General features: G+C 43.1%; 22 protein-coding genes and 1 pseudogene. 21 read left to right on the top strand and 2 right to left on the bottom strand.

The annotated features are described in order from the left end of the window. Positions 1 to 9: 9 nt before the first annotated feature. Both HA044_RS09000 and HA044_RS09005 read left to right on the top strand, forming a co-directional pair. On the top strand, positions 10 to 768 hold the full coding sequence (locus HA044_RS09000; RefSeq protein WP_187540860.1) for an ABC transporter ATP-binding protein: 759 nt from the start codon (positions 10 to 12) through the stop codon (positions 766 to 768). Then, positions 769 to 2,754 (top strand): FtsX-like permease family protein, encoded by a 1,986-nt coding sequence (locus HA044_RS09005; RefSeq protein ID WP_187540861.1) that lies wholly within the window; start codon positions 769 to 771, stop codon positions 2,752 to 2,754. Between the two features lie 367 nt (positions 2,755 to 3,121). Here HA044_RS09005 and HA044_RS09010 read toward each other — a convergent pair whose 3' ends face one another. Next, positions 3,122 to 3,385 carry a SemiSWEET family transporter gene (locus HA044_RS09010; RefSeq protein ID WP_003012241.1) on the bottom strand — a complete coding sequence of 88 codons (264 nt, stop codon included), beginning with the start codon at positions 3,383 to 3,385 and terminating at the stop codon, positions 3,122 to 3,124. Between the two features lie 288 nt (positions 3,386 to 3,673). On the opposite strand from HA044_RS09010, the gene HA044_RS09015 reads away from it, so the two are divergent. The 16 genes from HA044_RS09015 (at position 3,674) to HA044_RS09090 (ending at position 18,144) form a co-directional block, all read left to right on the top strand. Next, complete coding sequence (locus tag HA044_RS09015; protein ID WP_003011864.1) at positions 3,674 to 3,931, top strand: SemiSWEET family transporter; 258 nt, start codon at positions 3,674 to 3,676, stop codon at positions 3,929 to 3,931. Positions 3,932 to 4,160: 229 nt separating this feature from the next. Further along, entirely contained in the window at positions 4,161 to 4,568 is a 408-nt protein-coding gene (locus tag HA044_RS09020) for a YbgA family protein (RefSeq protein WP_187540862.1), read from the top strand. Next, positions 4,569 to 4,934 carry a TIGR02328 family protein gene (locus HA044_RS09025; protein WP_187540863.1) on the top strand — a complete coding sequence of 122 codons (366 nt, stop codon included), beginning with the start codon at positions 4,569 to 4,571 and terminating at the stop codon, positions 4,932 to 4,934. Between the two features lie 126 nt (positions 4,935 to 5,060). Beyond that, the gene (locus HA044_RS09030) at positions 5,061 to 8,054 is read left to right on the top strand and encodes a type I restriction endonuclease subunit R (protein ID WP_187540864.1); all 2,994 of its coding nucleotides are present in this window, start codon (positions 5,061 to 5,063) and stop codon (positions 8,052 to 8,054) included. A 395-nt stretch (positions 8,055 to 8,449) separates the two neighbouring features. Then, positions 8,450 to 9,346, top strand: a complete 897-nt coding sequence (locus tag HA044_RS09035; RefSeq protein WP_187540865.1) for a hypothetical protein — start codon at positions 8,450 to 8,452, stop codon at positions 9,344 to 9,346. A gap of 138 nt (positions 9,347 to 9,484) precedes the next feature. Further along, the gene (locus HA044_RS09040; protein WP_187540914.1) at positions 9,485 to 10,717 is read left to right on the top strand and encodes a restriction endonuclease subunit S; all 1,233 of its coding nucleotides are present in this window, start codon (positions 9,485 to 9,487) and stop codon (positions 10,715 to 10,717) included. Positions 10,718 to 10,879: 162 nt separating this feature from the next. Continuing rightward, complete coding sequence (locus tag HA044_RS09045) at positions 10,880 to 11,245, top strand: type II toxin-antitoxin system RelE/ParE family toxin (protein ID WP_187540866.1); 366 nt, start codon at positions 10,880 to 10,882, stop codon at positions 11,243 to 11,245. Further along, complete coding sequence (locus HA044_RS09050; RefSeq protein ID WP_021144391.1) at positions 11,235 to 11,528, top strand: helix-turn-helix domain-containing protein; 294 nt, start codon at positions 11,235 to 11,237, stop codon at positions 11,526 to 11,528. Before HA044_RS09045 ends, HA044_RS09050 begins: the two co-directional genes overlap by 11 nt. A gap of 21 nt (positions 11,529 to 11,549) precedes the next feature. Then, positions 11,550 to 13,151 carry a type I restriction-modification system subunit M gene (locus HA044_RS09055; RefSeq protein WP_187540867.1) on the top strand — a complete coding sequence of 534 codons (1,602 nt, stop codon included), beginning with the start codon at positions 11,550 to 11,552 and terminating at the stop codon, positions 13,149 to 13,151. A gap of 118 nt (positions 13,152 to 13,269) precedes the next feature. Further along, complete coding sequence (locus HA044_RS09060) at positions 13,270 to 13,608, top strand: type II toxin-antitoxin system RelE/ParE family toxin (protein ID WP_187540868.1); 339 nt, start codon at positions 13,270 to 13,272, stop codon at positions 13,606 to 13,608. Further along, a complete protein-coding gene (locus HA044_RS09065; protein WP_187540869.1) occupies positions 13,601 to 14,686 on the top strand; it encodes a HigA family addiction module antitoxin in 1,086 nt (361 codons plus the stop codon). Before HA044_RS09060 ends, HA044_RS09065 begins: the two co-directional genes overlap by 8 nt. 86 nt (positions 14,687 to 14,772) lie before the next feature. Next, positions 14,773 to 15,648 (top strand): Rpn family recombination-promoting nuclease/putative transposase, encoded by an 876-nt coding sequence (locus tag HA044_RS09070; RefSeq protein ID WP_187540870.1) that lies wholly within the window; start codon positions 14,773 to 14,775, stop codon positions 15,646 to 15,648. A 29-nt stretch (positions 15,649 to 15,677) separates the two neighbouring features. Then, on the top strand, positions 15,678 to 15,923 hold the full coding sequence (locus HA044_RS09075) for a transposase (protein WP_187540871.1): 246 nt from the start codon (positions 15,678 to 15,680) through the stop codon (positions 15,921 to 15,923). Between the two features lie 31 nt (positions 15,924 to 15,954). Beyond that, a complete protein-coding gene (locus HA044_RS09080; protein WP_222935360.1) occupies positions 15,955 to 16,164 on the top strand; it encodes a transposase in 210 nt (69 codons plus the stop codon). Between the two features lie 154 nt (positions 16,165 to 16,318). Next, positions 16,319 to 17,242 carry an L-lactate dehydrogenase gene (locus tag HA044_RS09085; RefSeq protein ID WP_187540872.1) on the top strand — a complete coding sequence of 308 codons (924 nt, stop codon included), beginning with the start codon at positions 16,319 to 16,321 and terminating at the stop codon, positions 17,240 to 17,242. A 362-nt stretch (positions 17,243 to 17,604) separates the two neighbouring features. Continuing rightward, on the top strand, positions 17,605 to 18,144 hold the full coding sequence (locus tag HA044_RS09090) for an NADPH-dependent FMN reductase (RefSeq protein ID WP_187540873.1): 540 nt from the start codon (positions 17,605 to 17,607) through the stop codon (positions 18,142 to 18,144). A gap of 289 nt (positions 18,145 to 18,433) precedes the next feature. Here the strand turns inward: HA044_RS09090 and HA044_RS09095 are convergent, their stop codons facing one another. Next, complete coding sequence (locus tag HA044_RS09095) at positions 18,434 to 19,129, bottom strand: VIT family protein (RefSeq protein ID WP_187540874.1); 696 nt, start codon at positions 19,127 to 19,129, stop codon at positions 18,434 to 18,436. A gap of 202 nt (positions 19,130 to 19,331) precedes the next feature. Here HA044_RS09095 and HA044_RS09100 point away from each other — a divergent pair. From HA044_RS09100 to HA044_RS09110, 3 genes and pseudogenes are all read left to right on the top strand, one after another. After that, positions 19,332 to 19,670: pseudogene (locus HA044_RS09100) on the top strand (PTS sugar transporter subunit IIC); the annotation flags it as partial. Between the two features lie 44 nt (positions 19,671 to 19,714). After that, a complete protein-coding gene (locus HA044_RS09105) occupies positions 19,715 to 20,833 on the top strand; it encodes a DUF4767 domain-containing protein (protein ID WP_187540875.1) in 1,119 nt (372 codons plus the stop codon). A 215-nt stretch (positions 20,834 to 21,048) separates the two neighbouring features. Beyond that, positions 21,049 to 21,603, top strand: a complete 555-nt coding sequence (locus HA044_RS09110; protein WP_187540876.1) for a hypothetical protein — start codon at positions 21,049 to 21,051, stop codon at positions 21,601 to 21,603. Positions 21,604 to 21,682: the final 79 nt, after the last annotated feature.

The following is a 21,682-nucleotide window of genomic DNA, read 5'->3' on the forward strand; positions in this document are numbered from 1 at the left end:
GAGAAAAGTATGTCATTACTAGACGTTCAACACATCAAAAAAATCTACAAAACCCGCTTTCAAGGGACGCAAGTTGAAGCCCTAAAGGACATTCATTTTACCGTTGAAAAGGGCGAATACGTTGCCATCATGGGGGAATCAGGGTCTGGGAAATCGACCCTCCTCAATATCCTAGCCATGCTGGATCAGCCGACCGAAGGACGGGTCTACCTCAATGGTACCGATACTTCAACCATCAAGAACAAGGATGCATCGAGCTTCCGTCGGGAAAAACTAGGATTTGTCTTTCAAGACTTTAATCTGCTGGATACCTTGTCCGTCAAGGACAATATCCTTCTCCCTCTCGTCCTTTCTCGCAGACCCGTCAAGGAAATGATGACTAAGGTGGATAGCGTCAGTCGGGAGTTGGGCATTCACCAACTTCTAGAGAAATATCCTTACGAAATTTCTGGTGGGCAAAAACAACGGGTGGCTGTTGCACGGGCCATTATCACTTCACCTGAAATTCTCCTTGCTGATGAGCCAACAGGGGCGCTGGATTCCAAGTCTTCGGCTGCTTTGCTCGATGTCTTTGAAGATATCAATAGCATGGGCCAAACCATCCTCATGGTGACTCACTCAACCGCAGCAGCAGCTCGGGCCAAGCGCGTGCTCTTTATCAAAGATGGAATTCTCTACAACCAGATCTTCCGCGGGGAAAAAACAGAGCGTCAGATGTTCCAAGAAATCTCGGATACCTTGACGGTCATGGCAAGTGAGGTGGAATAGATGTTACGATTAACCACTAAATTAGCTTGTTCTAATCTCATCAAGAACCGCAAGCTCTATTATCCCTTTGCGATCGCGGTCATTCTCGCAGTGACCATCGCCTATCTCTTTGACTCCCTGACCTTTAATCCCCACATTCACGAGCTTCGAGGGGGCGATTCCATGATCTTTACCCTCGTCTTGGGACTGTTCGTGGTCAATGCTGCGGGAGCCATCATCGTGCTCTATGCCAATAGCTTTGTCATGAAAAACCGCTCCAAAGAGCTGGGTATCTACAGCATGCTAGGTCTTGAGAAACGCCATCTCATCAGCATGATTTTCAAAGAACTCTTGCTTTTTGGATTTCTAACCATCTCAGCCGGTGTCTTGATCGGAGCTCTCTTTGACAAGTTGATCTTTGCCTTTCTCTTGAAACTGATGAAGATGAAGGTTCAGCTAGTATCCACCTTCCAACCTGGGATTGTGGTCTTGGTCTTTGTCACCTTTGGTCTCATCTTTGGACTCCTAGTTTTCCTCAACGTTTGGCGGATTCTCCGTTTGAATGCCCTGCAATTGACGCGTGAGAAAGCTAGTGGAGAAAAGAAAGCTCGATTCTTGTGGCCCCAAACCATCCTGGGCTTAGCCTCTCTTGGTTTTGGCTACTACCTAGCTTTGTCTGTCAAAGACCCCATCATTGCGCTTGTGACCTTCTTTCTAGCCGTTATCTTGGTTATGATCGGGACCTACTTACTCTTTAATGCTGGGATCACCGTCTTCTTGCACCTGCTTAAGAAAAAGAAGAACTATTATTACCAACCCAACAACATGATCTCGGTCTCTAACCTCATCTATCGTATGAAGAAAAATGCGGTGGGCCTTGCGACCATTGCCATCCTCTCGACCATGGTGCTGGTGACGATCTCTGCTGCCACCAACATCTATGTCGGTGGCGAAATGTTCAAGAAAATCATCGCTCCTCATGATTTCTCTGTTCAAGGGAAAGGGGTAGATCTGGAGCAAATCAATCAGAAATTTGATGAATTTGCTTCTGAGCATCATCTTGAGATCAAGAATCGCGACCTGATGACCTATGCCAACTTTGGGGTCAAATCACAAAAGGGTACAGACTTCACCGTCTATCCAGCTGATGAACGCGGCGTCACTCCTAAAACTGTCTTTATGGTCTTTGATGCAGCTAGCTATGAGCAAATGACCGGAGAAAAGGTCGATCTGACCGGCAACCAAGTCATCCTCTTTGCTCATAACAAGGCTCTGACAGGTCAAAAGCAGTTCACTATCAATGGGCAAGACTTCCAAGTCAAGGAAGAAGTGAGCAAAGATTTTATCACCGATCATGTTCCAAATCAGTTTAATATGCTGACGGAGGATTTCAATTACCTGATCGTGCCAGACCTCTCAGCCTTTGTCGCCCAGTTTCCAAATCTTGCCATCTATACCAATATCTACGGTGGCATCAATGTCAATGTCGGTGAAGAGCAGCAACTCAAGCTAGCAGCCAGCTATGACAAGCTAATCGATGAATTGAGCAGCCAACAGGGCCAAGGAACATATATCTATGGAGGTAACCGTGCCAATGATGTTGCAGAGATCAATAGCCTCTTTGGTGGCATCTTCTTTATCGGTATTTTCTTGTCATTGATCTTTATGGTCGGAACCGTCATCGTCATCTACTACAAGCAAATCTCAGAAGGCTATGAAGACCGTGACCGCTTCGTCATCCTCCAACAGGTGGGGCTCGATGAAAACGAGGTCAAACGGACCATCAACCGTCAAGTGCGGACCGTCTTCTTCCTCCCTCTTATCTTTGCCTTTGTCCACCTGGCCTTTGCCTACCATATGATCCGCCTGATCCTTAAAGTGCTCGGTGTCATCAATAGTAGCCAAGTCCTCATCGTGACCCTCAGCGTCTGTGCTGTCTTTCTCATCACCTACCTAATCGTCTTTTGGATCACCTCTCGGAGCTATCGTAAGATTGTGCAGATTTAAGAAAAGAAACTCAAATTAAATTAGAAACTTTCCTTAGGTGAGTACGGACGTCAGCGAACTTCGAAGAAGTTCCATGACTAATTATTGAGCCTAAGGTCTCAATAATTCCGAGTGCCTGAAACATAATTATTTCAGGCACTTTTCTCACAGCGGAAAGTTTCAATATACTCTAATAATAATCAGATATTATTTGGATATTTTTGCACAATAATCCAGCATAGGTTATTCAAAGAAAAGAATTGTCAATTTTTTTAGCTTGCTCATAGCGGGCTTTTTTGTACGAAAACCGACTGCGATTGTTTTTGTTTTTCAAAGGGATACACAAAAAAGACTGAACCCGTAGAGTTCAGTCTTTGTTCACTTTCTATTAAAGTGATGTAAGGAAAGTCAATCCCCCTAGGATGACACCTGCCGAATTCGGAATGATCAAAATCCAGTCTTTTTTAGGTTCCTTTGTCCAACCATAAATGACCCAGATCAAGCAAGAAATAGCAGCTGACAAGGGTTGGAAAGGTTGGGCCTTATTTCCCTGTAAATTAGCAATAATTTGTGGGATGTAGGCAATGAAAACGATAATCCCAATAAAGGCACCGATCGAGCCAACGATTTGGTTGATTTTTTGTTTATTCATAAAATTTTACCTCTGTGTATCAAAATAGCATAAGTAGGAAGAAAATGCAATTAATTTGCATGCTATGCAAGATGAAAATGATTACATTCGCACAAAATTAGACAATGTGTCAAAAAAATAGCAACTAGAGAGAAGACTCTCTCGAAAAGAAATCCATCTTCCTGCAAAATCACAAGATTGTGACACTTTACAGTTCGGTAACATTTGAAAAAAAGACTTGAATTTGTAAAGGACAAAAGGTAGAATAGTGCATACTTTAAAAAAAGAAAAGGAAATGGTAGTTTCAAAATGAATGAAAAACAAATGAAAATTCTTGGTTGGGTTGCGACCTTTATGTCTGTTATGATGTATGTGTCTTACTTCCCACAAATCATGGATAACCTCGCGGGTCACAAAGGAAACTTTATTCAACCTTTAGTGGCAGCCATCAACTGTAGTCTTTGGGTTTACTACGGACTCTTCAAAAAAGAACGCGATATCCCACTTGCTGCAGCTAATGCACCAGGGATCATCTTTGGTTTGATCACAGCTATCACAGCCTTGTAATCAATGAAAGAGAGAGTGGGATAGAAATCGGTAATTCGTTAGAATTCGATTTCGTCGTCCCACCTCCGCACAGTTGAGTAGGGCTGTAAAAGCTGATGAAATCAGCGTAGTAGAGCCCACTCAACCACTGCGTCTTGCTCGACAATCCAAAGAAAATTGAGAGGCCAGGACTTTTGTCCCAGCCTTTTTTTGATGGAATGACTCCTTTCCATGGTATAATGAGAGGACTATGGATAGAGAAGATCAAAAGGAGACACGAGTGGATCAAAAACATCACTGCCAAGTCCTATGGGCGAAAAATAAGTACCTGGTGCTGAGTCGTTCCAGCAACATTTACAAGGAAATCCGGGAATACCTCAAGCAAGACCAAGTGGAGGTCAGCCACGTCGAGGACCTGATCCAGCAAGCACTGGCCTTGCCAGAAAATCGTGGCCAGGTCTCCAATGCCTTCCAGCATATCTGGGGTTATTTCAAAAAGCAGGCGACTGCAGAGGAAAAGGCGGACTTTATGTTGCTACTTGAGAAGTACCAGCATGGGCAAGCTAGCCAAGAGGATCTGATCAAGGGAATCCAGACTCTCCTTGAGCGCTATCCTAATCGCTACTTACAAGACTCGACACTACTAGGAGGTCAATAGATGAGACTGTGGCACCAAGACTTGATCCCCAAACTCCCACGCCCCCAGCTCCTGGGCCAACACCGGGAATGCTGCGCCCTAAGGGGTAATGGCTGGGGCAAGAAGCACGCGACGGTCAACTATGTCTTTGACTACTCGCCCTATCGCCTCTATGCCTATCACTGCCTGATCATGGAGGAGATGACCGATCGTGGCTACAAGGTCAGCCCAGAGTGGTGGGAGTCGACCTATCGAGGCAAGACCTGCCCAGCCTATCTAGAACTGGAAGAGGAAGCCTTGAGCACCCCTATCTATCCCGAGCACCAGGATAGTTACCTCCAAGAATGCTTAGATAACCTAGCAGAAAAAGGGATTCAACTAGACTAGTAAAAAACGAACCAGACCAGGTTCGTTTTTTTGCGCCAAATCTCAACAAAATGCTTTGAAAACGTTAATTTACTTCCCAAACATGCTATAATAATAGGAGATTATGCACAGGAAAAGGATAGACGGATGAAGGCAGTAGCAACTCCAGAACTTGAGATTGAAAGACAGTTGATCCAGCAGTTGACATCGGGAGAGAGTCAGTGGACTTATCGCGAGGATCTCAAGAACGAAGACCAGTTATGGGACAATTTCTTTGACAAGCTCGCACAAAATAATGTCGCCTTGCTGGCAGACCATCCTTTGACCAACCAAGAAAAGCGCCAGATCAAGAACCAGCTCAACTTTGTCAGCTACTATGAAGCGGCTAAGTGGCTAGCAGGTGAAAATGGCATCGCCAAGGTAGAAGTCCAGCGAGAAGATGCTAGTCTGGGGACTATCCGTCTGGCGGTCATCTGGCGGGACAATATCGCAGCTGGGAAGTCAAGCTATGAAGTGGTCAACCAAGTCGAACGCGACAAGGCCTATCCACTAGACCAGGATCGACGGCTAGATACGACCCTTCTGATCAATGGCCTGCCTCTCATTCATATCGAACTCAAAAGTCCACGAGTGGCCTTTCTAGATGCCTTTCATCAGATCAAAAAATACGACCGTGAAGGCAAGTTCCGGGGAATTTACTCCAGCTTGCAGATGTTTGTCGTGACCAATAAAGTCGACACACGCTATATCGCTGCAGCCCGTGAAAGCAAGCTAAACAAGCAATTCCTGACCAAGTGGGTGGACAAGGACAACCAACCCATGATCGATCTCAATAGCTTTGCTCATGAGGTTCTCTCCATCCCCCGGGCCCACCAGATGGTCATGCAGTACTCGGTCATCGACGATAGTAAGAAGGCTCTCATTCTCCTGCGTCCTTACCAGATCCATGCCATCGAGGCCGTGCAGGAAGCCTCTCGCCGTCAAGAGTCGGGCTATATCTGGCATACGACCGGTTCAGGTAAGACCCTGACCTCTTACAAGGTAGCACGCAATCTCTTGCAGATCCCAGCCATCCAAAAGACCATCTTTGTCGTCGACCGCAGAGACCTGGACCAGCAGACGACTTCGTCCTTCCTCTCTTATGCGGCCAATGATGTCATCGACATCGACGAGACGGACAATACCCATGAGCTGGTCAAGCGCCTTGGGGGTAATGACAAGCGCGTGGTGGTCACGACCATCCAGAAAATCACAACCATGATGCGTAAGTTCGAAGAAGGGAAGTACCAGCGGGATGCTGGGAAGATCAAGGACCTGCGTGTGGCCTTTGTCGTGGATGAGTGCCATCGGGCGGTTACGCCACAGACGCAAAAGGAGATCAAGGCCTACTTCAAGAACTCTCTCTGGTACGGCTTTACAGGGACTCCGATCTTTAAGGAAAACAAACGCAAACAAGTGGGAGACCTGGCTCAGACCACCCACCAACAGTATGGCGACCGCCTGCATGAATACACCGTCAAGGAAGCCATCCATGATGGAGCAGTTCTGGGCTTTAAGGTAGACTACCGCAATACCATCATCTCTGATCTCCTAGAAGAAGAGATCCCAGACCAGGCCTATGAGGACAAGGAGCACATGCTAGAGGTCCTTGATGCCATCGTCAATAAGAGCCAGCAACAGCTCAATATCCCTAAAGGGGTCGGAAAGAGCTATGAGGCTATTTTGACAGTCAAGTCCATCCCACGAGCACAGGCTTATTATAATCTGCTCAAGAGCATTCTCGCTGGCAAGGAGCGGGTCAAAGTTTCCGAACGGGTCAAACAATACCTACCAGATTTTCCAAAATTCACCATCACCTACTCAGTATCTGAAAATGAGGAAGAGTCCATCGGCTACCAAGACCACATGAAGCAGGTCATGGAGGACTACAACCAAGAGTTTGGCACGCATTTTAGCCTAGCGGATCTGCGGGGCTTTAATAGCGATGTCAACAATCGCCTGGCTAGAAAGCAGGACAAGTACCTCTACCGCAATGAGCAGTTGGACCTAGTCATCGTGGTCGACCGTCTTTTGACGGGCTTTGATGCACCTTGTCTTTCTACCCTCTTTATTGATCGCAAGCCCATGCGTCCACAGGACTTGATACAGGCCTTTAGCCGGACCAATCGGATATTTGATGACAAGAAGCACTTCGGGCATATCATCACCTTTCAGCGCCCTCAAGCCTTTAAGGAAGCCGTCGACAATGCCCTCAAGCTCTACTCTAATGGGGGAGAAAATGAGGTCCTAGCACCAAGCTGGGAAGAAGAGAAGCGCAACTTCTTAAAAGCCTGGGCGGAGTTTAAAGGTCAAGTCACAGACTTCGAAGAAGAGGGAGTCGCTCTTGAGCAGGCACCAACGGCCCAGCTCCGCAAGGTCGCCAAAGCCTATCAGGTCTTTGACAAATATCAAGCCTCGATTCGCGTCTACTCGGAGTATGATAAAGAGGAGATTTATCAAGAAACAGGCCTCAGCGACAGCCAGCTCGAAGTCTATCTGGGCCTCTATCAAAATATCCTGGCGGAGATCAAGAGCAGGGGTCCAGAAGTGGACGGCCAAGATGAGCTGGACATCCACTATGAACTAGAGTCTGTCCAAGTCGATGAGATCAATTATGCTTATATCCTGATGCTGATCCAGAGTATGATCCAGCAGGAGGAAAATGACCAGCAAGCCCTCAGTGACAAGGATATCGCAGCCGTGAATAGCTATATCGAGAGCCTGAACCGGACCAATCCAAGCCTAGCCGAGATCATCCAAAACCTTTGGACCCAAGTCCAAGAAGAGCCCGAACGCTACCGAGGACAATCTATCACCGGAGTCTTGGACCAGATGATCGAATCCATCATCGATAGCCATATCGCAAGCTTCGCCAAACGCTGGTATATCGGAGCTGACGAACTGCGCTACTATATCCAACACTACCGTAAAGGTGCCAAAAAACAAGCCGGCGAAAGCCAGCTGACCAAGAGCCAACGCTACAAAGACTATAAAGCAGAAGTAGCAGATGCCCTCAACCCACTCAGCTACAAAAAACAAATCAAAGAAGCCTATACCCAACTGATCGAAGAGGTGATTGAACCACTGAGAGTGGGGAGGTAGGATATGAAGAAAGTATCAATATAAAATTCAAAATCTCCCCTAGAATGACTGTTCTAGGGGAGATTTTGGGTTTTGCATTAAGAAATTAAATACACTACATATAGATTATGATAGGAATATGAACTTGACAAGGCAATAATCAACTATATATTGTGTTTGGAAAATTTATTCTCGATAAATACCACAAGATATTGATTTTTTATTTTTGTATGCTATAATTTTAAATGTAGAAAAAAAGACGTCAGTTGCCGCTGACGACTTGATAGGATTAGGATTTTCGCTAGTTCAGGAAAGTACTATTCAAAAATTCCACATCTAGTGTATCATTTATTTGATAGATTGTAAATCTAAGTGAAAAATCCTAACCTACATTCTACAAATTTTATTGAAAGTAGGTGATCGGTATACGATTATCAAAATATTTAAATAGAGAACAAATCCAAAAAGGTTTAGACTTTTTAGATGTCGATACAAATGAAGATGTTATGTTATTTGTAGATCCTTTGTTATTGCCAGAAAAATTTCAAATAATTGTGGATGATTTTATTAAGCAGTCTTATGATATTTATTGTGAAGGGAACAAGAAAGATTCGTTTACTCTGTTTTCACATTCGAAAGAATGTAATGCAACGCATTTAGGATATTCTTCAAATAACTCAAAAGGGAAAGGTGTCTCTATGCAGATGCTTGACCAATTTTTTAGTTTTGTAAAATCATCTGTTTTACCTGTCCAAGAAAAAGCATTAACTTCAGTAGCTATGCCTTTGTTTACTAAGAGATTTTCTGAAGACAGAATGTCAGATTTGATTGTCAGTTTGTTGAAAAAAGAGCTTATTATTTTTTCGTTAAAACAAGCTAAAATACATGGACTTCAGATTAGTAGTGATACAAAAACTTTTGAATATTGGGATCATAAGAATCATGAATGGGCAAAGTTTGAGAGTCCTTATGTGTTGGATCCAGAGGAAAATAAAAAAGACAGATTATTGATTCTGGTTCCAAAAACAATAGTTAGTAAGAGATATATTATATCTCCAGCAAAATATGTTTCTAATATCTTTAGTCGATTACAGCTATTACCGATGTATCAGGATGCAAAAGGAAAACCATACTCTAAAAAAACTCTGAGAGAACTTAAAATCAATAAACCGTACAATGAAGATAAGCAGAAGAATTATATTCTAGATTCAACAACTTCTTCTCCAGGGTATTTTATAGATTACATGGAGCATTCAGAAAAATATAGAGACAATAAATCAATGCTTGATGATGAGTTGATTAGTCTTTTATAACTTCATAAATAATTGAATAGTGCTAATTAGAGAAGAAGTATTTTCTTCTCTTTTTAATTTGTTATTAACACATTTATTATTTTGATTCGTGATATAATAAAAAAAGAAAAGAGAAATAGAGTGAGTAAGGAAAAGAGTTTGAAAACTATAATACCGAAAATAAGAGTTAAAAACTTCTTAGAAGCATGGACTAGAAAAAAATTACAGAGTCTTGCTCCGTTACGTGGAGGATTTGCTTTTAAAAGTGAAAAATTTCAAAATGTTGGAATTCCAATTGTTAGAATCTCAAATATTGGATTTGATGGGACTGTTGGAGGTGAATTTGAATATTATTCAAAGTTAAACCCAGATGAGAAATTCGTACTTAAAGGACGTTCACTTTTATTAGCTATGTCAGGTGCAACAACAGGGAAAATAGCTATGTTAGATTCTGAGGAAGAATATTATCAAAATCAACGTGTAGGTTATTTCCAGAATAATGGGGCGGTAGACTATGATTTTCTCTCCTCTGTTCTGCAGACGAAAGCATTTACTAACCAACTAAATGCTGTATTAGTAGCAGGTGCACAACCAAATATATCTTCCAAAGAAATTGATTCCTTTGAATTTTGTATTCCGGAATCAATAGAAGAACAATCCGCCATAGGTACTCTTTTCCGCACTCTAGACGATCTTCTGGGTAGCTACAAGGACAATCTCGCCAACTACCAATCTCTCAAGGCAACCATGCTTTTCAAGTTGTTTCCCAAAGCTGGACAGACAGTTCCTGAGATACGTTTGGATGGATTTGAAGGTGAGTGGAAAAAAGTGAAGCTGAAAGATGTAACTGAGAGCATCGAATACGGATTAAATGCCTCAGCTAAGGAATTTGATGGAGAAAATAAATATATTCGTATAACTGATATTGATGATGTTTCTCGTAAATTTAAAGAAAATAGTCTAACATCTCCAGATATTAACGTAAGTGAATGCGACAACTATCTATTGTGCGAGAAAGATATATTATTTGCTCGTACTGGTGCAAGTGTTGGGAAAACGTATCTTTATGACATAAAAGATGGCAAAGTTTATTTTGCCGGTTTCTTGATTCGTGCTCGAATAAAAGAAAAATTTGATTCAAAATTTATTTTTCAAAATACATTGACTGATAGATTCACACAGTATGTAAAAGTAACTTCTCAAAGATCGGGGCAACCAGGAGTTAATGGTAAGGAATATGGGGAATATGAGTTGGATATACCAAAATGCGAAGAACAACAAGCCATCGGTGCCTATTTCTCTAACCTTGATAACCTAATCTCTGCTCATCAAGAAAAAATTTCACAGCTTGAAACACTCAAAAAGAAACTCTTGCAAGACATGTTTATCTAACCTTCAAAATCCCTTATCAATATCCATAAGCACAGCCTTTTTCGAATAGTATAAGTGAGTCCCTTTGAAACTTTCAAAGGGTGCGCCTTAGTACTTAATAACTTAAAAGTATTTACTTTTAATAACTTTAGAGTTATAATAAATTCGAAAAGGGGTTGCTTTGTGCACGCTATTTATTTTTATAAGGACAAACAGGGGAATCAACCGGTCCTCGACTACATGAGGAAGCTGGCTCGTCGCGATAACAAGGACAGCCGGATCAAACTCAACAAGCTCAATGACTACATCGAACTTTTGAGCCAGCATGGAACACGTGCTGGCCAACCCTACATCAAGCATCTGGATGCGGAGATCTGGGAGTTGAGACCCTTGCGGGATCGGATTTTATTCGTGGCTTGGCTAGATGGGAGCTTTGTCTTACTGCATCATTTTGTCAAAAAGACGCAAAAGACACCCAGACGAGAGATCGAGAAAGCCAAGCGGGAGTTGCAAGATTTGAAGGAAAGAGGGCTAAGAGATGAAGAATAGTGCTATCGGCAGTAATTGGAAAGATGTGAGGGCAGAGCTCTTCACCAAGGAAGAAATCCTGGAAAGTGATCTACGGGTCGCCATTATGACAGAGCTGATCGAGGCTCGGCATGAAAAGGGCATTAGCCAAAAGAAACTAGAAGAACTCAGTGGGGTCAGCCAACCGGTCATCGCTCGGATGGAGACGGGAAAGACCAGTCCTCAATTGGACACAGTTTTAAAAGTTTTAGCCAGTCTAGGCAAGACCCTCGCTGTCGTCCCACTGGAACAAGAAAAGGTCTAAAAGAAATCAGAAAGAATTACTATGGAAACAACACAAACCTCCCAGTCGCTCTACCAAGCCCTGTGGAACTCAGCGGACGTGCTCCGCTCTAAGATGGATGCCAATGACTATAAGTCTTATCTCTTGGGGATGATCTTTTACAAGTACCTCTCAGATAAGTTGCTCTTCTTCGTGGCGGAGACCATGGAGGAGGAGACAGAGAGTCTGGATGAAGCCTTGGCGCTTTACCGGTCCTACTATGAGGATCCTGACTCTCAAGAGGACTTGATCTCTGTCATCACTGATGAGCTCAACTATGTCATCAAGCCAGACTTGACCTTTACGGCCTTGGTGGACCGGGTCAATGAAGGGACCTTCCAGCTAGAAGATCTAGCTCAGGGCTTCCGAGATATCGAGCAAAGTGATGACCTCTATGAGAATCTCTTTGAGGACATTGATCTCTATTCCAAAAAGCTAGGGGCTACTCCTCAAAAGCAAAACCAGCTAGTGGCTGCTGTCATGAAAGAGCTGGCAGTGCTAGATGTGGCAGGTCATGCAGGTGATATGCTTGGGGATGCTTATGAGTACTTGATCGGTCAGTTTGCGACCGACTCTGGAAAGAAGGCAGGAGAGTTCTACACGCCCCAGCCTGTAGCCAAACTCATGACCCAGATTGCCTTTTTAGGGCGTGAAGACGTGCAGGGTTTTACCATCTACGATGCCACCATGGGATCAGGCTCCCTCTTGCTCAATGCCAAGAAGTATTCTCACCAGCCTCAAACGGTCCAGTACTTTGGTCAGGAACTCAATACCTCAACCTATAACCTGGCTCGGATGAATATGATCCTACACGGGGTTCCGGTGGAAAACCAGTTCTTGCACAATGCCGATACGTTGGACGAAGACTGGCCGACCCAGGAGCCGACCAACTTTGATGGGGTTCTCATGAACCCACCGTACTCAGCTAAGTGGTCCGCAAGCTCTGGCTTCCTCCAAGATCCTCGCTTCTCCCCATTTGGCAAGCTAGCGCCTCAGTCCAAGGCTGACTTCGCCTTTCTCTTGCACGGTTACTATCACTTGAAACAAGATAATGGTGTGATGGCCATCGTCCTCCCTCACGGGGTCCTTTTCCGTGGCAATGCTGAAGGAACCATTCGCAAGGCCTTGCTAGAAGAAGGGGCCATTGATACCGTGATCGGTCTTCCTGCCAATATCTTCTTCAATACCAGCATCCCAACGACGGTTATCATTCTCAAAAAGAACCGGACCAATCGGGACGTTTACTTTATCGATGCCTCTAAGGAATTTGACAAGGGCAAGAACCAGAATATTATGACGGATGCCCATATCGAGAAGATTCTCAACGCTTATAAGAGCAGAGAAGACATGGATAAGTTTGCTCACCTGGCTAGCTTTGAGGAGATCGTCGAGAATGACTACAACCTCAATATCCCACGCTATGTGGATACCTTTGAGGAAGAAGAAGTTGAGCCACTGACAGACATCGTGGCTAAGATCAACCAAACCAATGCGACTATTGAAACCCAGACAGCTTCTCTATTAGACATGCTCAGCCAGCTTCATGGAACGACACCAGAAGCCGATGCCGAACTCAAGAAATTTGTCGAGGAGTTTAAGGGGTAGGCTATCAGTCTTTGATAAACTAAGGGCCAGTTAATGAAAGTTTTAACTGGTCTTTTTATTGCTAATCTGATACAATTAAATTACCTAAAAGGTAATTTAATTTAACAGAAAGGGATCTATGAAGCTTATCTATACAAATAAAACTGTTGAAAAGCAGTGCACAGAGCTGAGGCGGGCGAAAAAGGATTTTTCGGATAAGATTGCTGTAAAGTTGCATCAGTTGATTACCTTTTTGGAGGCAGCAGATTCTTTGGCTAGTGTGATAGCTTTTCCTAAATATCACTTTCACCAACTCAAGGGAAATAGACAAGGGCAGTTTGCTTTGGATATAGATGGTCGGAAAAGTTCCTATCGGTTGATTGTCGGTTTTCGTGAAGAGGATCTAGAAAAGGTATTTCCTCGTCCTATTGAAATCGAAATCCTAAAAATAGAGGAGGTCAGCAATCATTATGAGTAAAAAAATTGTTGAATACAAAGACCTGATTGCTTTTCATCCAGGTCAGTATGTTGGAGAGTTGATTGAAGATTATAACGTAACGCAGAAAGAATTTGCGGAGCGCTTAGGAGTTTCGTCAAAGACTGTCAGCAAGCTTGTCAATGCGGAGGAGTCCATTAGTAAAGAAACGGCTCATAAGTTAGCCAAGCTAAGCGGAGTTTCCATGCAAACTTGGCTCAATCTTCAAAATGCTTATGATGTAAAAGTTGCAGAGATTGTAGAACAAAAAGAGCTAGAAGAAGGTAGCGAGAAAGAAATCTGTGAGATGATTGATTTCAAGTATTTTAAGGCAGAAGGCTACGTTCCAGATAAACGCTATACATTGAAAGAAAAGATTGTCGAACTTCGCAAGATTCTGGGAGTGGCGAGTTTAGAAAAGTTCTCATCTTTTAACAATCAGGTGAGTTATCGAAATACGCGTGAGTTCACGACTAAAAGTATAGTGAACTCCAATGTCATGCTGGAGTTGGCATCTAAAAAAGCACGTGATACAACAACTACCAAGCTCAATCGCAGAAAGTTGGAGAGAAGCCTGCCTGCTTTACGGGATTTAACCAGATTATCTCCAGATATTTTCTATCCAAAATTGAAAGAGATATTGCTAGATTGTGGTGTTGTTCTAGTCGGTCTACCTGCTTTGCCAAATGCCAATCTAAATGGTGCTACGAAAAAATTTGGAAATGGTAGTGCCTTGCTTTTACTCACAGATCGAAATAAAGTATCCGATATTTTCTGGTTCTCACTTTTCCATGAGATAGGACATGTTCTAGAGAACGATTTTTCATCAGATGATGGAAATGGTGAATCTTACCGACGTTCTGAGGAACGGGCAGATCAGTTTGCAAAAGATCTCTTGATTGGACCCGAAGACTATCAAGCTTTTGTTGAAAAAGGAAATTTTGATAAGTCAGATATTCTAGATTTTGCTGAGAAAATCGATATTCATCCTAGTGTCGTTTTAGGCAGATTGCAAAATGACGGCATTCTCAGCTTTGACAGATATAGAGAACTAAAAGAGAGCTATTACTTAGTTTCGTAATAGGCTTGTAGTAACATTCCCAAATTTTTTTCGAATTATAGAAGTAGAGGGACCTTCCCTCTATTTTTTATCGAAAAGGAGCAGGGATGCAAAAGAGACACGCGCATGTATCGCCGACCTTGGACATTATGGCCAAGAAGATTTTTAGTTTGCCAGAGGTGACGACGGCTTTTATTCGAGACATTTTGGAGCTGGATGTGGCGGACGCTCAGATTGTAGAGGGAAGCCAGCCCCACAGCATGGCCTATGAGGAGGATGACTTGTTCTCCACTGCGGTGGATGTGAGGGCCAAGCTCCATGATGGGACCGAGGTGATCATCGAGATCCAGATTCGCAAGCAGCAGTATTTCTTGAATCGATTCCATTATTATCTGGCCAATCAGCTGGTGGAGAATGTACAAAAATTGCGCCAGCAAGGACAGACACATAAGATGTACGAGCAGATGGAGCCCGTCTATGGGATTGCGATTTTGGAGAAGTCGCTCTTACTAGACGAAGAGGCCGCCATCAACAAATACTGGCTGACCAATAGCCGGTCTGGCAAGCAACTCAAGGCCTATTATAAAAATGGTAAGCACCAAAATCTTCTGCAGGTTGCCTTTTTAGAGCTAGACAAGTATAATAAAGATGAGAACCTGACAGATGCAGGCAGACAGTGGTTGGAGTTTTTTGGGAATCTTCCCTTTACAAAAGCTCCCAGTCAGGCCGTGGCTCACGCAGATTCATTACTAGATTCATCTAGCTGGACCAAGGAGGAAAAGACCATGATAGACGAGCGTATTCGCATTCAAGAAAATTATGATATGACCATGGAAACGGCGATTGACGAAGCACGCGAAGAAGGTTTGGAACAAGGTCGTAAACAGTTAGTATGCGAGATGGTTTCACGAGGAATGTCGTCTGATCTTATATCGGAGATGACGGGTTTGTCGCTTGAAGAGATCAAATCTATATTAGCGTAAGATCTAGCTAGACCAAGGAGGAGAAGAACATGATAGACGAGCGTATTCGCATTCAAGAAAATTATGATATGACCTTGGAGACGGCTATTGATGAAGCGCGCGAAGAAGGTCTGGAACAAGGCTTAACACAAGGTCTAGAACAAGGTCTGGAACAAGGTCGTAATGAAGAACGTCTGCAGTTAATCCGCAAAATGGTCTCACGAGGAATGACGCCTGAGCTGATCTCAGATATGACGGGTTTGTCGCTTAAAGAGATCAAATCTATGTTAGTGTAATATCTATAGCTGGACCAAGGAGGAGAAGATCATGATAGACGAGCGAATTCGGATTCAAGAAAACTATGATATGACTATGGAAACAGCGATAGACGAAGCACGCGAAGAAGGTCTTGAACAAGGTCGAAACGAAGCTCGCTTACAATTGATTCGCGAGATGATCTCACGAGGAATGACGCTTAAACTCAACTCGGATATGACGGGTTTGTCCTTTGAAGAAATGGAGACTCTTCTTTCCTGAGTCATAAAAGGAGGCATCGCCTCTTTTTCCATTTGAAAAAAACTTGGAAATTTTTCTATTTTTTTCATCCGGCTTGCTGGAATTGTGATAAAATAGAGTCAACAAAGAGCTATCCTCACCAACAGTGTGATCGATACTAGAAAAGAGGATTCTGATGACAAGAAAAATTGGTATTATTGGTTTGGGCCATGTGGGTGCAACCTTGGCTCATAGCATGGTTTTGAAACATACTTGCGATCATTTGGTCTTGATTGACACGAATGAAAAAAAGGTCAAGTCGGATGCTTTGGACTTTTGTGATATGGTTGCCAATACAGGTTATCCGGTGCATATCACGGTCAATGATTATGCTGCTCTTCAAGATGCGGATGTGGTAGTCTCTACTCTTGGAAATATCGAGCTTCAGGCGAATAACACGAATGATCGTTTTGCGGAACTTCCATTTACTAGTAAGCAAGTGGTACAAGTGGGACGTGATTTGAAAGCTTCTGGATTCCACGGTGTCTTGGTTGTAGTGACCAATCCGGTGGATGCGGTTACGCAACTCTATCAACAATACACGGGTCTTCCTAAAGAACAAGTCATTGGGACAGGAACATTGCTGGATACAGCTCGGATGAAACGCGCCGTCGCTGATCGGTTGCAAGTGAATCCTGCTAGTGTCTCTGGCTATAACCTTGGTGAACACGGAAATTCTCAATTTGTCGCTTGGAGCCAAGTTCGTGTCAAGGGACATGCGATCACGGATCTCTTCTCACAAGAAGAGCTAGATGCTATCAACTATGAATCCTTGCGAGGTGGCCACACTGTCTTCTTTGGCAAATTCTACACCAACTTTGGGATTGCGGCAGCAGCGCAACGTCTAGCAGAAGCTGTCATCAATGACAGCCACGAAGAAATGCCTGTATCCAATTATCGTCCAGAATACGGAACTTACCTTGGTTACCCAGCGATTGTTGGACGCAAAGGAATCATCGAAAGAATTGACTTGCATTTAACAGAAGAAGAAAAAGAAAAATTGCTTCATTCAGCTGAAACGATCAAGGAAAATACACGTAAAGGCTTGGAGCACGCCTAGCAGAAACACTCTTGGAGGTTGCAGATAAAGGAAACATTTATAGGTCGTCTTTAAAGCTAGAAGTGAAGAAAGATTGGTCAAAGGGTGATCCGCAACTGAAAAGTAGTGCTTGAGCAATCAACCACCAGGTCATACAGTTCGTTCTATCAACCATTGAAGAGGCTGGGACAAAAAGTCCTAGCCTCTTCTTGTCTTTGGATTGTCGAGCAAGACGCAGTGGTTGAGTGGGCTCTCATCATAGAACTTTCTCGGTGACTTTCATAAAAGTTAGGAAAATCCGAGTTGTAATAATTGACATTACATTTCGATCCTGTATAATAGCTATTGTAACAAATAATGTTACAACAAGATAGGAAGCAACTATGAAAAACATATTATTTATCGTTGGATCCCTTCGTCAAGGATCTTTCAACCACCAAATGGCCCAGAAAGCAGAAAGCCTTCTTAAAGGAAAAGCAACGGTGACTTACTTGGACTACAAGGACATCCCAATGATGAACCAAGATTTGGAAACACCAACCCTGCCAGCTGTGCAAGTAGCGCGTGATGCGGTTCTTGCTGCGGATGCCATCTGGATCTTCTCACCAGTCTACAACTTTGCGATTCCAGGCGTAGTGAAAAACCTGATCGACTGGCTTAGCCGTGCCCTTGACCTGTCAGAAACTCGTGGTCCATCTGCCCTTCAAGACAAGATCGTAACGGTTTCTTCAGTAGCCAATGCTGGACACGAACCAATGTTTGCGGCATACCAAGCGCTCTTGCCATTCGTTCGGACTCAAGTAGTTGGAGAATTCACTGGAACAACCGTAAACCCAGAAGCCTGGGGAACAGGTAAATTAATCTTGACGGACGAAGCAGTGGAAGGACTGAAAAAACAAGCCCAAGTCTTATTGGAAGCATAAGAAAATAGGCTAGGACAAAAGTCCTAGCCTATTAATTGTCTTTGGATTGTCGAGCAAGACGCAGTGGTTGAGTGCTCAAAGCACTGCTTTGAGGTGGCGGATAGAACTTGCGAAGCAAGTATCCTAAGTCTTTGTTCGCTTTTTAAGCTTCAAAGATGCCCTATGTTGACGGAAACTATGTTTCCTTTATCTGCAACCTTCAACAGTCTCCCAGACTGTTGAAGCTGTGCGGAGGTGGGACGACGAAATCGAATTCTAACGAATGACCGATTTCTGTCCCACTCTCTTTTTAGATACTAAAGAGTTGTCCAAAGAAGTAGGTCACAGCCATGGTGAGGAGGCCGATGATGAGGTTGCGTAGCATGGCTGGACGTGTCGGAGCTTTCCCAAGTTTTGCGCTGGTATAGCCTGTGAAGATCAAAGATAGTCCAACGACAATGACCGTGACGGGAATCCGAGTCTTGGCCGGAAAGAGAATGATGGACAGCATCGGAGGAAGAGAACCAACTGAAAAAGCAAGAAAGCTAGATGCCGCAGCATGCCAAGGATTGGTAAATTCCTCGTATTCAATCCCATATTTTTCTTCAACGAGGGCTTTAAGGGGGTGTTTCCGAAAGGCCCGTTCGGTCATAATTTGCGCAGAGGTTTCACATTCTCCGTTTTGGATATAGGCCTGATACAAGGAATCTCTGGCTAACTTTGGATCGCGATCCAAGAGGGCTTGTTCGCGGTTCACAGCAGCTTCTTCGGTATCTTTTTGAGTCGATACAGAGACATATTCACCTCCGGCCATCGAAAAGGCACCTGCAAGAACGGCTGATAAGCCAGAAAGGAAAATGATCCAGATATTATGTGTCGCACTGGCTACCCCGATAACCACTCCAGCAATCGAAATAATCCCATCATTTGCTCCAAGAACGGCTGCCCGTAAAATATTTAAACGATCGCTAAAAGACTCATCTACTCCATGTTTTGTTTCAGTCATCATTGTTCTCCTTGCTTCTTATTTAGAATGATTATAAATAAAATCCAGAAAGAAAGCAAGCCGTTTGCCTTAAATGATAAAAGTTCGACAATTCTCATAAACCGACAACAATCTTTCAAAGAAAATGTTAGTCTGCTGGTATGCTATAATAGAAAAAGATACTAGAAGCTGATGAAGTAACTAAAAGCAAAGAGGAGGCCACATGACCCAGTATTTAGTCCAGAAGTTTTACTGGTTACGAGAAAAAAGTTTGATCCAAATTACCCAGAAAACTCTGGTTTCCCTATTTCCTTTTTTCCTATTTTCAGGAATTGTGCGGGTGATTGCCTTATCTGTCTTCTCTGATCGGGGCTATATCCACCAACTCTTTTCGATGGATAGTTGGTTGCCATGGGATCGAGCTGTTAGCCAAGTTCTGGTCAATTTTTCGAACTTCCTTGGAGGTTTGGCAGGACCTTTAGCGAGCTACTTTGCGGGGAAATATACAGCTGGCCACTACGGCAGAAGTACAGGAACAGCTGGTGTTACAGCTCTGTTAGTATAATAAAGATTAGGATGAAAACCCGGAAGACAAAAGGAGAAAAGATGAAAAGAAAACAATGGATGCAGTTGGGAATCGTGGCTTCGAGCATGGTTTTGCTGACGGGATGCTACCAAAGATACCAGCGCCAGTCCAGTCCTAAAAAAGAGGTTGCAACTAGCCAGTCTTCAGCAAAGAAACAAGCGAAAAAAGCAGACAACAAACAATTATACCAGTCTGTTTTTTCAGACTACCAAAAGATTTTTGCCACTTTAAAAGATTTGGATGCCATTTCCAAATTGAATGATGAATTAGCCAAAGAAGATCGGATGATCAATAGCTGGGTGATCGAGACGGTGATCAATCAGCCAGAAACCGTCCGCTATGCTTTTAAGGACCTAAATAGCGATGGAGTAGACGAGATGATCATCGCCAATCAGCAGAGTGATGGGAGCTACTTTGTGACGGGCGTTTATTACCTCAAGGACAAAAAGCCGACCTTGCTAGCAGAAGGTTTCGTCGCTGGACACGGAGGAGCACGCAATGCAACAACGCTCTATAAGGGAGGAGAAGTCCTAGAAGTTAGCTGGTTGTCAGGGACGGTCCGTGGTGAAGCAGTACTCTCACGTCTCGAAAAGGCCCCACAAATGGCAAGTAAAGTCAAGGAAGAAGAAGTTCAGGTCCCTGGATCGGATCTCAATACCATTTTTGGCAAATCAGATGAAGAGAAACTCGATCTCAAGAGTTTTGATTGGCAAAGCTTTGGCAACACACCTTCAGGAAGCGATACCCAAAGTCAGGAGAAAAGGCCTTGGAATGCTGAAAAATCAGCCAAATTAGCGGAATTTATGAAAACCTGGGGTCAAAAGATGGGGCAACCCAATTATCAAAAAGGCATCGCTGGCGGTGATGTAGGAGCCGACAATCTCTATACTCTTGGGGACAATAGCAAGATGGATGCCATATACACAGATACGGGTCAAGGAAATGCCAAGTATCGTATTGTAGAACGCTATAGCAATTGGGATAAGTATCCAGATGTGCATAGTTATTTCTTTGCCATTACAGATACTGGAGAGGGGATCGTCTTTCATTCCCCAACGACCAATGGCGGGAAGATGTACCTAAAACCAACGGACAACAAGGAACTTCAAGAAGAATTCACTCAATTGCTCCATGAATAGGGAAAGAGAACAAAGCCAGAGAATGATCTGTTTTCTGGCTTTTTTATTCAATTATAGAATAAATATACAATGGGAGATATTGTTGTTTAGTAAATAAAAAATGTTAAAAGCTAGTAATAAAAAGCCTAGATAGTTACTGGCCTTCTGTAAAATGGTTGACAGAAATGAAAAAATATTTTAAAATAAATTCAACCATACATTATAGGAGAATACAAATGAAAAAAATTCTTACAGCCGGTGTAGCACTTTTATCAGTTGCAGCCTTAGCAGCATGTTCTGGTAAAACTGCTTCAAACTCATCAAGCAAAGATGCGAAAGCTTCTTCTAGCAAAGTAGAAAAATCATCTACTTCAACTAGCAAATCAAAAAGCTCATCTAAATCATCAAAAACTTCAGTTGATGTTCCAGAAGTTGTCTTGTTGACAGATGAAGAAATCGATAACGCCAAAACAATTGGTGATTTTAAAAATCTTTATGGTAAATTAGTAGATAGCTATAAAAAATACGCACAAGATATCGGCCAACAAATTCCAGAAGCACAAAGATCTGCATACACTCAACAAGTAGAACCAGCGATTAAGGCTTTGGATAACTCAAAAGCTCAATTCAATACCATGCTATCAAGTGCAGGTTCAGATGACACGCTTGTTCCTGAGCAAGGGCGTACACCTTTCTTGCAACAAATTAGAACAGCTCGTGACTCAATGACAAACATTCTTAAAGGTGTCTACGAATCTCTTGGGAAAGCTACCTCTTCATCAGCTGAATAATCAAAAAATAAATAGGTTAGGACCTCAAGTCCTAGCCTATTTTTGCTTTCTTACAAAAATGTAAGAAATAAAGGGGAAA

It is taken from the genome of Streptococcus sp. IMAU 99161, assembly GCF_014435245.1.
In the GTDB taxonomy this organism is placed as follows: domain Bacteria; phylum Bacillota; class Bacilli; order Lactobacillales; family Streptococcaceae; genus Streptococcus; species Streptococcus lactarius.

Coding starts and splice junctions, on each gene's coding strand:
- HA044_RS09065 (WP_187540869.1), top strand. CDS start 13,601: ATGAGTAAAAAAATTGTTGAATACAAAGACCTGATTGCTTTTCATCCA.
- HA044_RS09005 (WP_187540861.1), top strand. CDS start 769: ATGTTACGATTAACCACTAAATTAGCTTGTTCTAATCTCATCAAGAAC.
- HA044_RS09075 (WP_187540871.1), top strand. CDS start 15,678: ATGATAGACGAGCGTATTCGCATTCAAGAAAATTATGATATGACCTTG.
- HA044_RS09050 (WP_021144391.1), top strand. CDS start 11,235: ATGAAGAATAGTGCTATCGGCAGTAATTGGAAAGATGTGAGGGCAGAG.
- HA044_RS09080 (WP_222935360.1), top strand. CDS start 15,955: ATGATAGACGAGCGAATTCGGATTCAAGAAAACTATGATATGACTATG.
- HA044_RS09090 (WP_187540873.1), top strand. CDS start 17,605: ATGAAAAACATATTATTTATCGTTGGATCCCTTCGTCAAGGATCTTTC.
- HA044_RS09010 (WP_003012241.1), bottom strand. CDS start 3,385: ATGAATAAACAAAAAATCAACCAAATCGTTGGCTCGATCGGTGCCTTT.
- HA044_RS09085 (WP_187540872.1), top strand. CDS start 16,319: ATGACAAGAAAAATTGGTATTATTGGTTTGGGCCATGTGGGTGCAACC.
- HA044_RS09000 (WP_187540860.1), top strand. CDS start 10: ATGTCATTACTAGACGTTCAACACATCAAAAAAATCTACAAAACCCGC.
- HA044_RS09030 (WP_187540864.1), top strand. CDS start 5,061: ATGAAGGCAGTAGCAACTCCAGAACTTGAGATTGAAAGACAGTTGATC.
- HA044_RS09110 (WP_187540876.1), top strand. CDS start 21,049: ATGAAAAAAATTCTTACAGCCGGTGTAGCACTTTTATCAGTTGCAGCC.
- HA044_RS09015 (WP_003011864.1), top strand. CDS start 3,674: ATGAATGAAAAACAAATGAAAATTCTTGGTTGGGTTGCGACCTTTATG.
- HA044_RS09055 (WP_187540867.1), top strand. CDS start 11,550: ATGGAAACAACACAAACCTCCCAGTCGCTCTACCAAGCCCTGTGGAAC.
- HA044_RS09060 (WP_187540868.1), top strand. CDS start 13,270: ATGAAGCTTATCTATACAAATAAAACTGTTGAAAAGCAGTGCACAGAG.
- HA044_RS09020 (WP_187540862.1), top strand. CDS start 4,161: ATGGATAGAGAAGATCAAAAGGAGACACGAGTGGATCAAAAACATCAC.
- HA044_RS09105 (WP_187540875.1), top strand. CDS start 19,715: ATGAAAAGAAAACAATGGATGCAGTTGGGAATCGTGGCTTCGAGCATG.
- HA044_RS09070 (WP_187540870.1), top strand. CDS start 14,773: ATGCAAAAGAGACACGCGCATGTATCGCCGACCTTGGACATTATGGCC.
- HA044_RS09095 (WP_187540874.1), bottom strand. CDS start 19,129: ATGACTGAAACAAAACATGGAGTAGATGAGTCTTTTAGCGATCGTTTA.
- HA044_RS09025 (WP_187540863.1), top strand. CDS start 4,569: ATGAGACTGTGGCACCAAGACTTGATCCCCAAACTCCCACGCCCCCAG.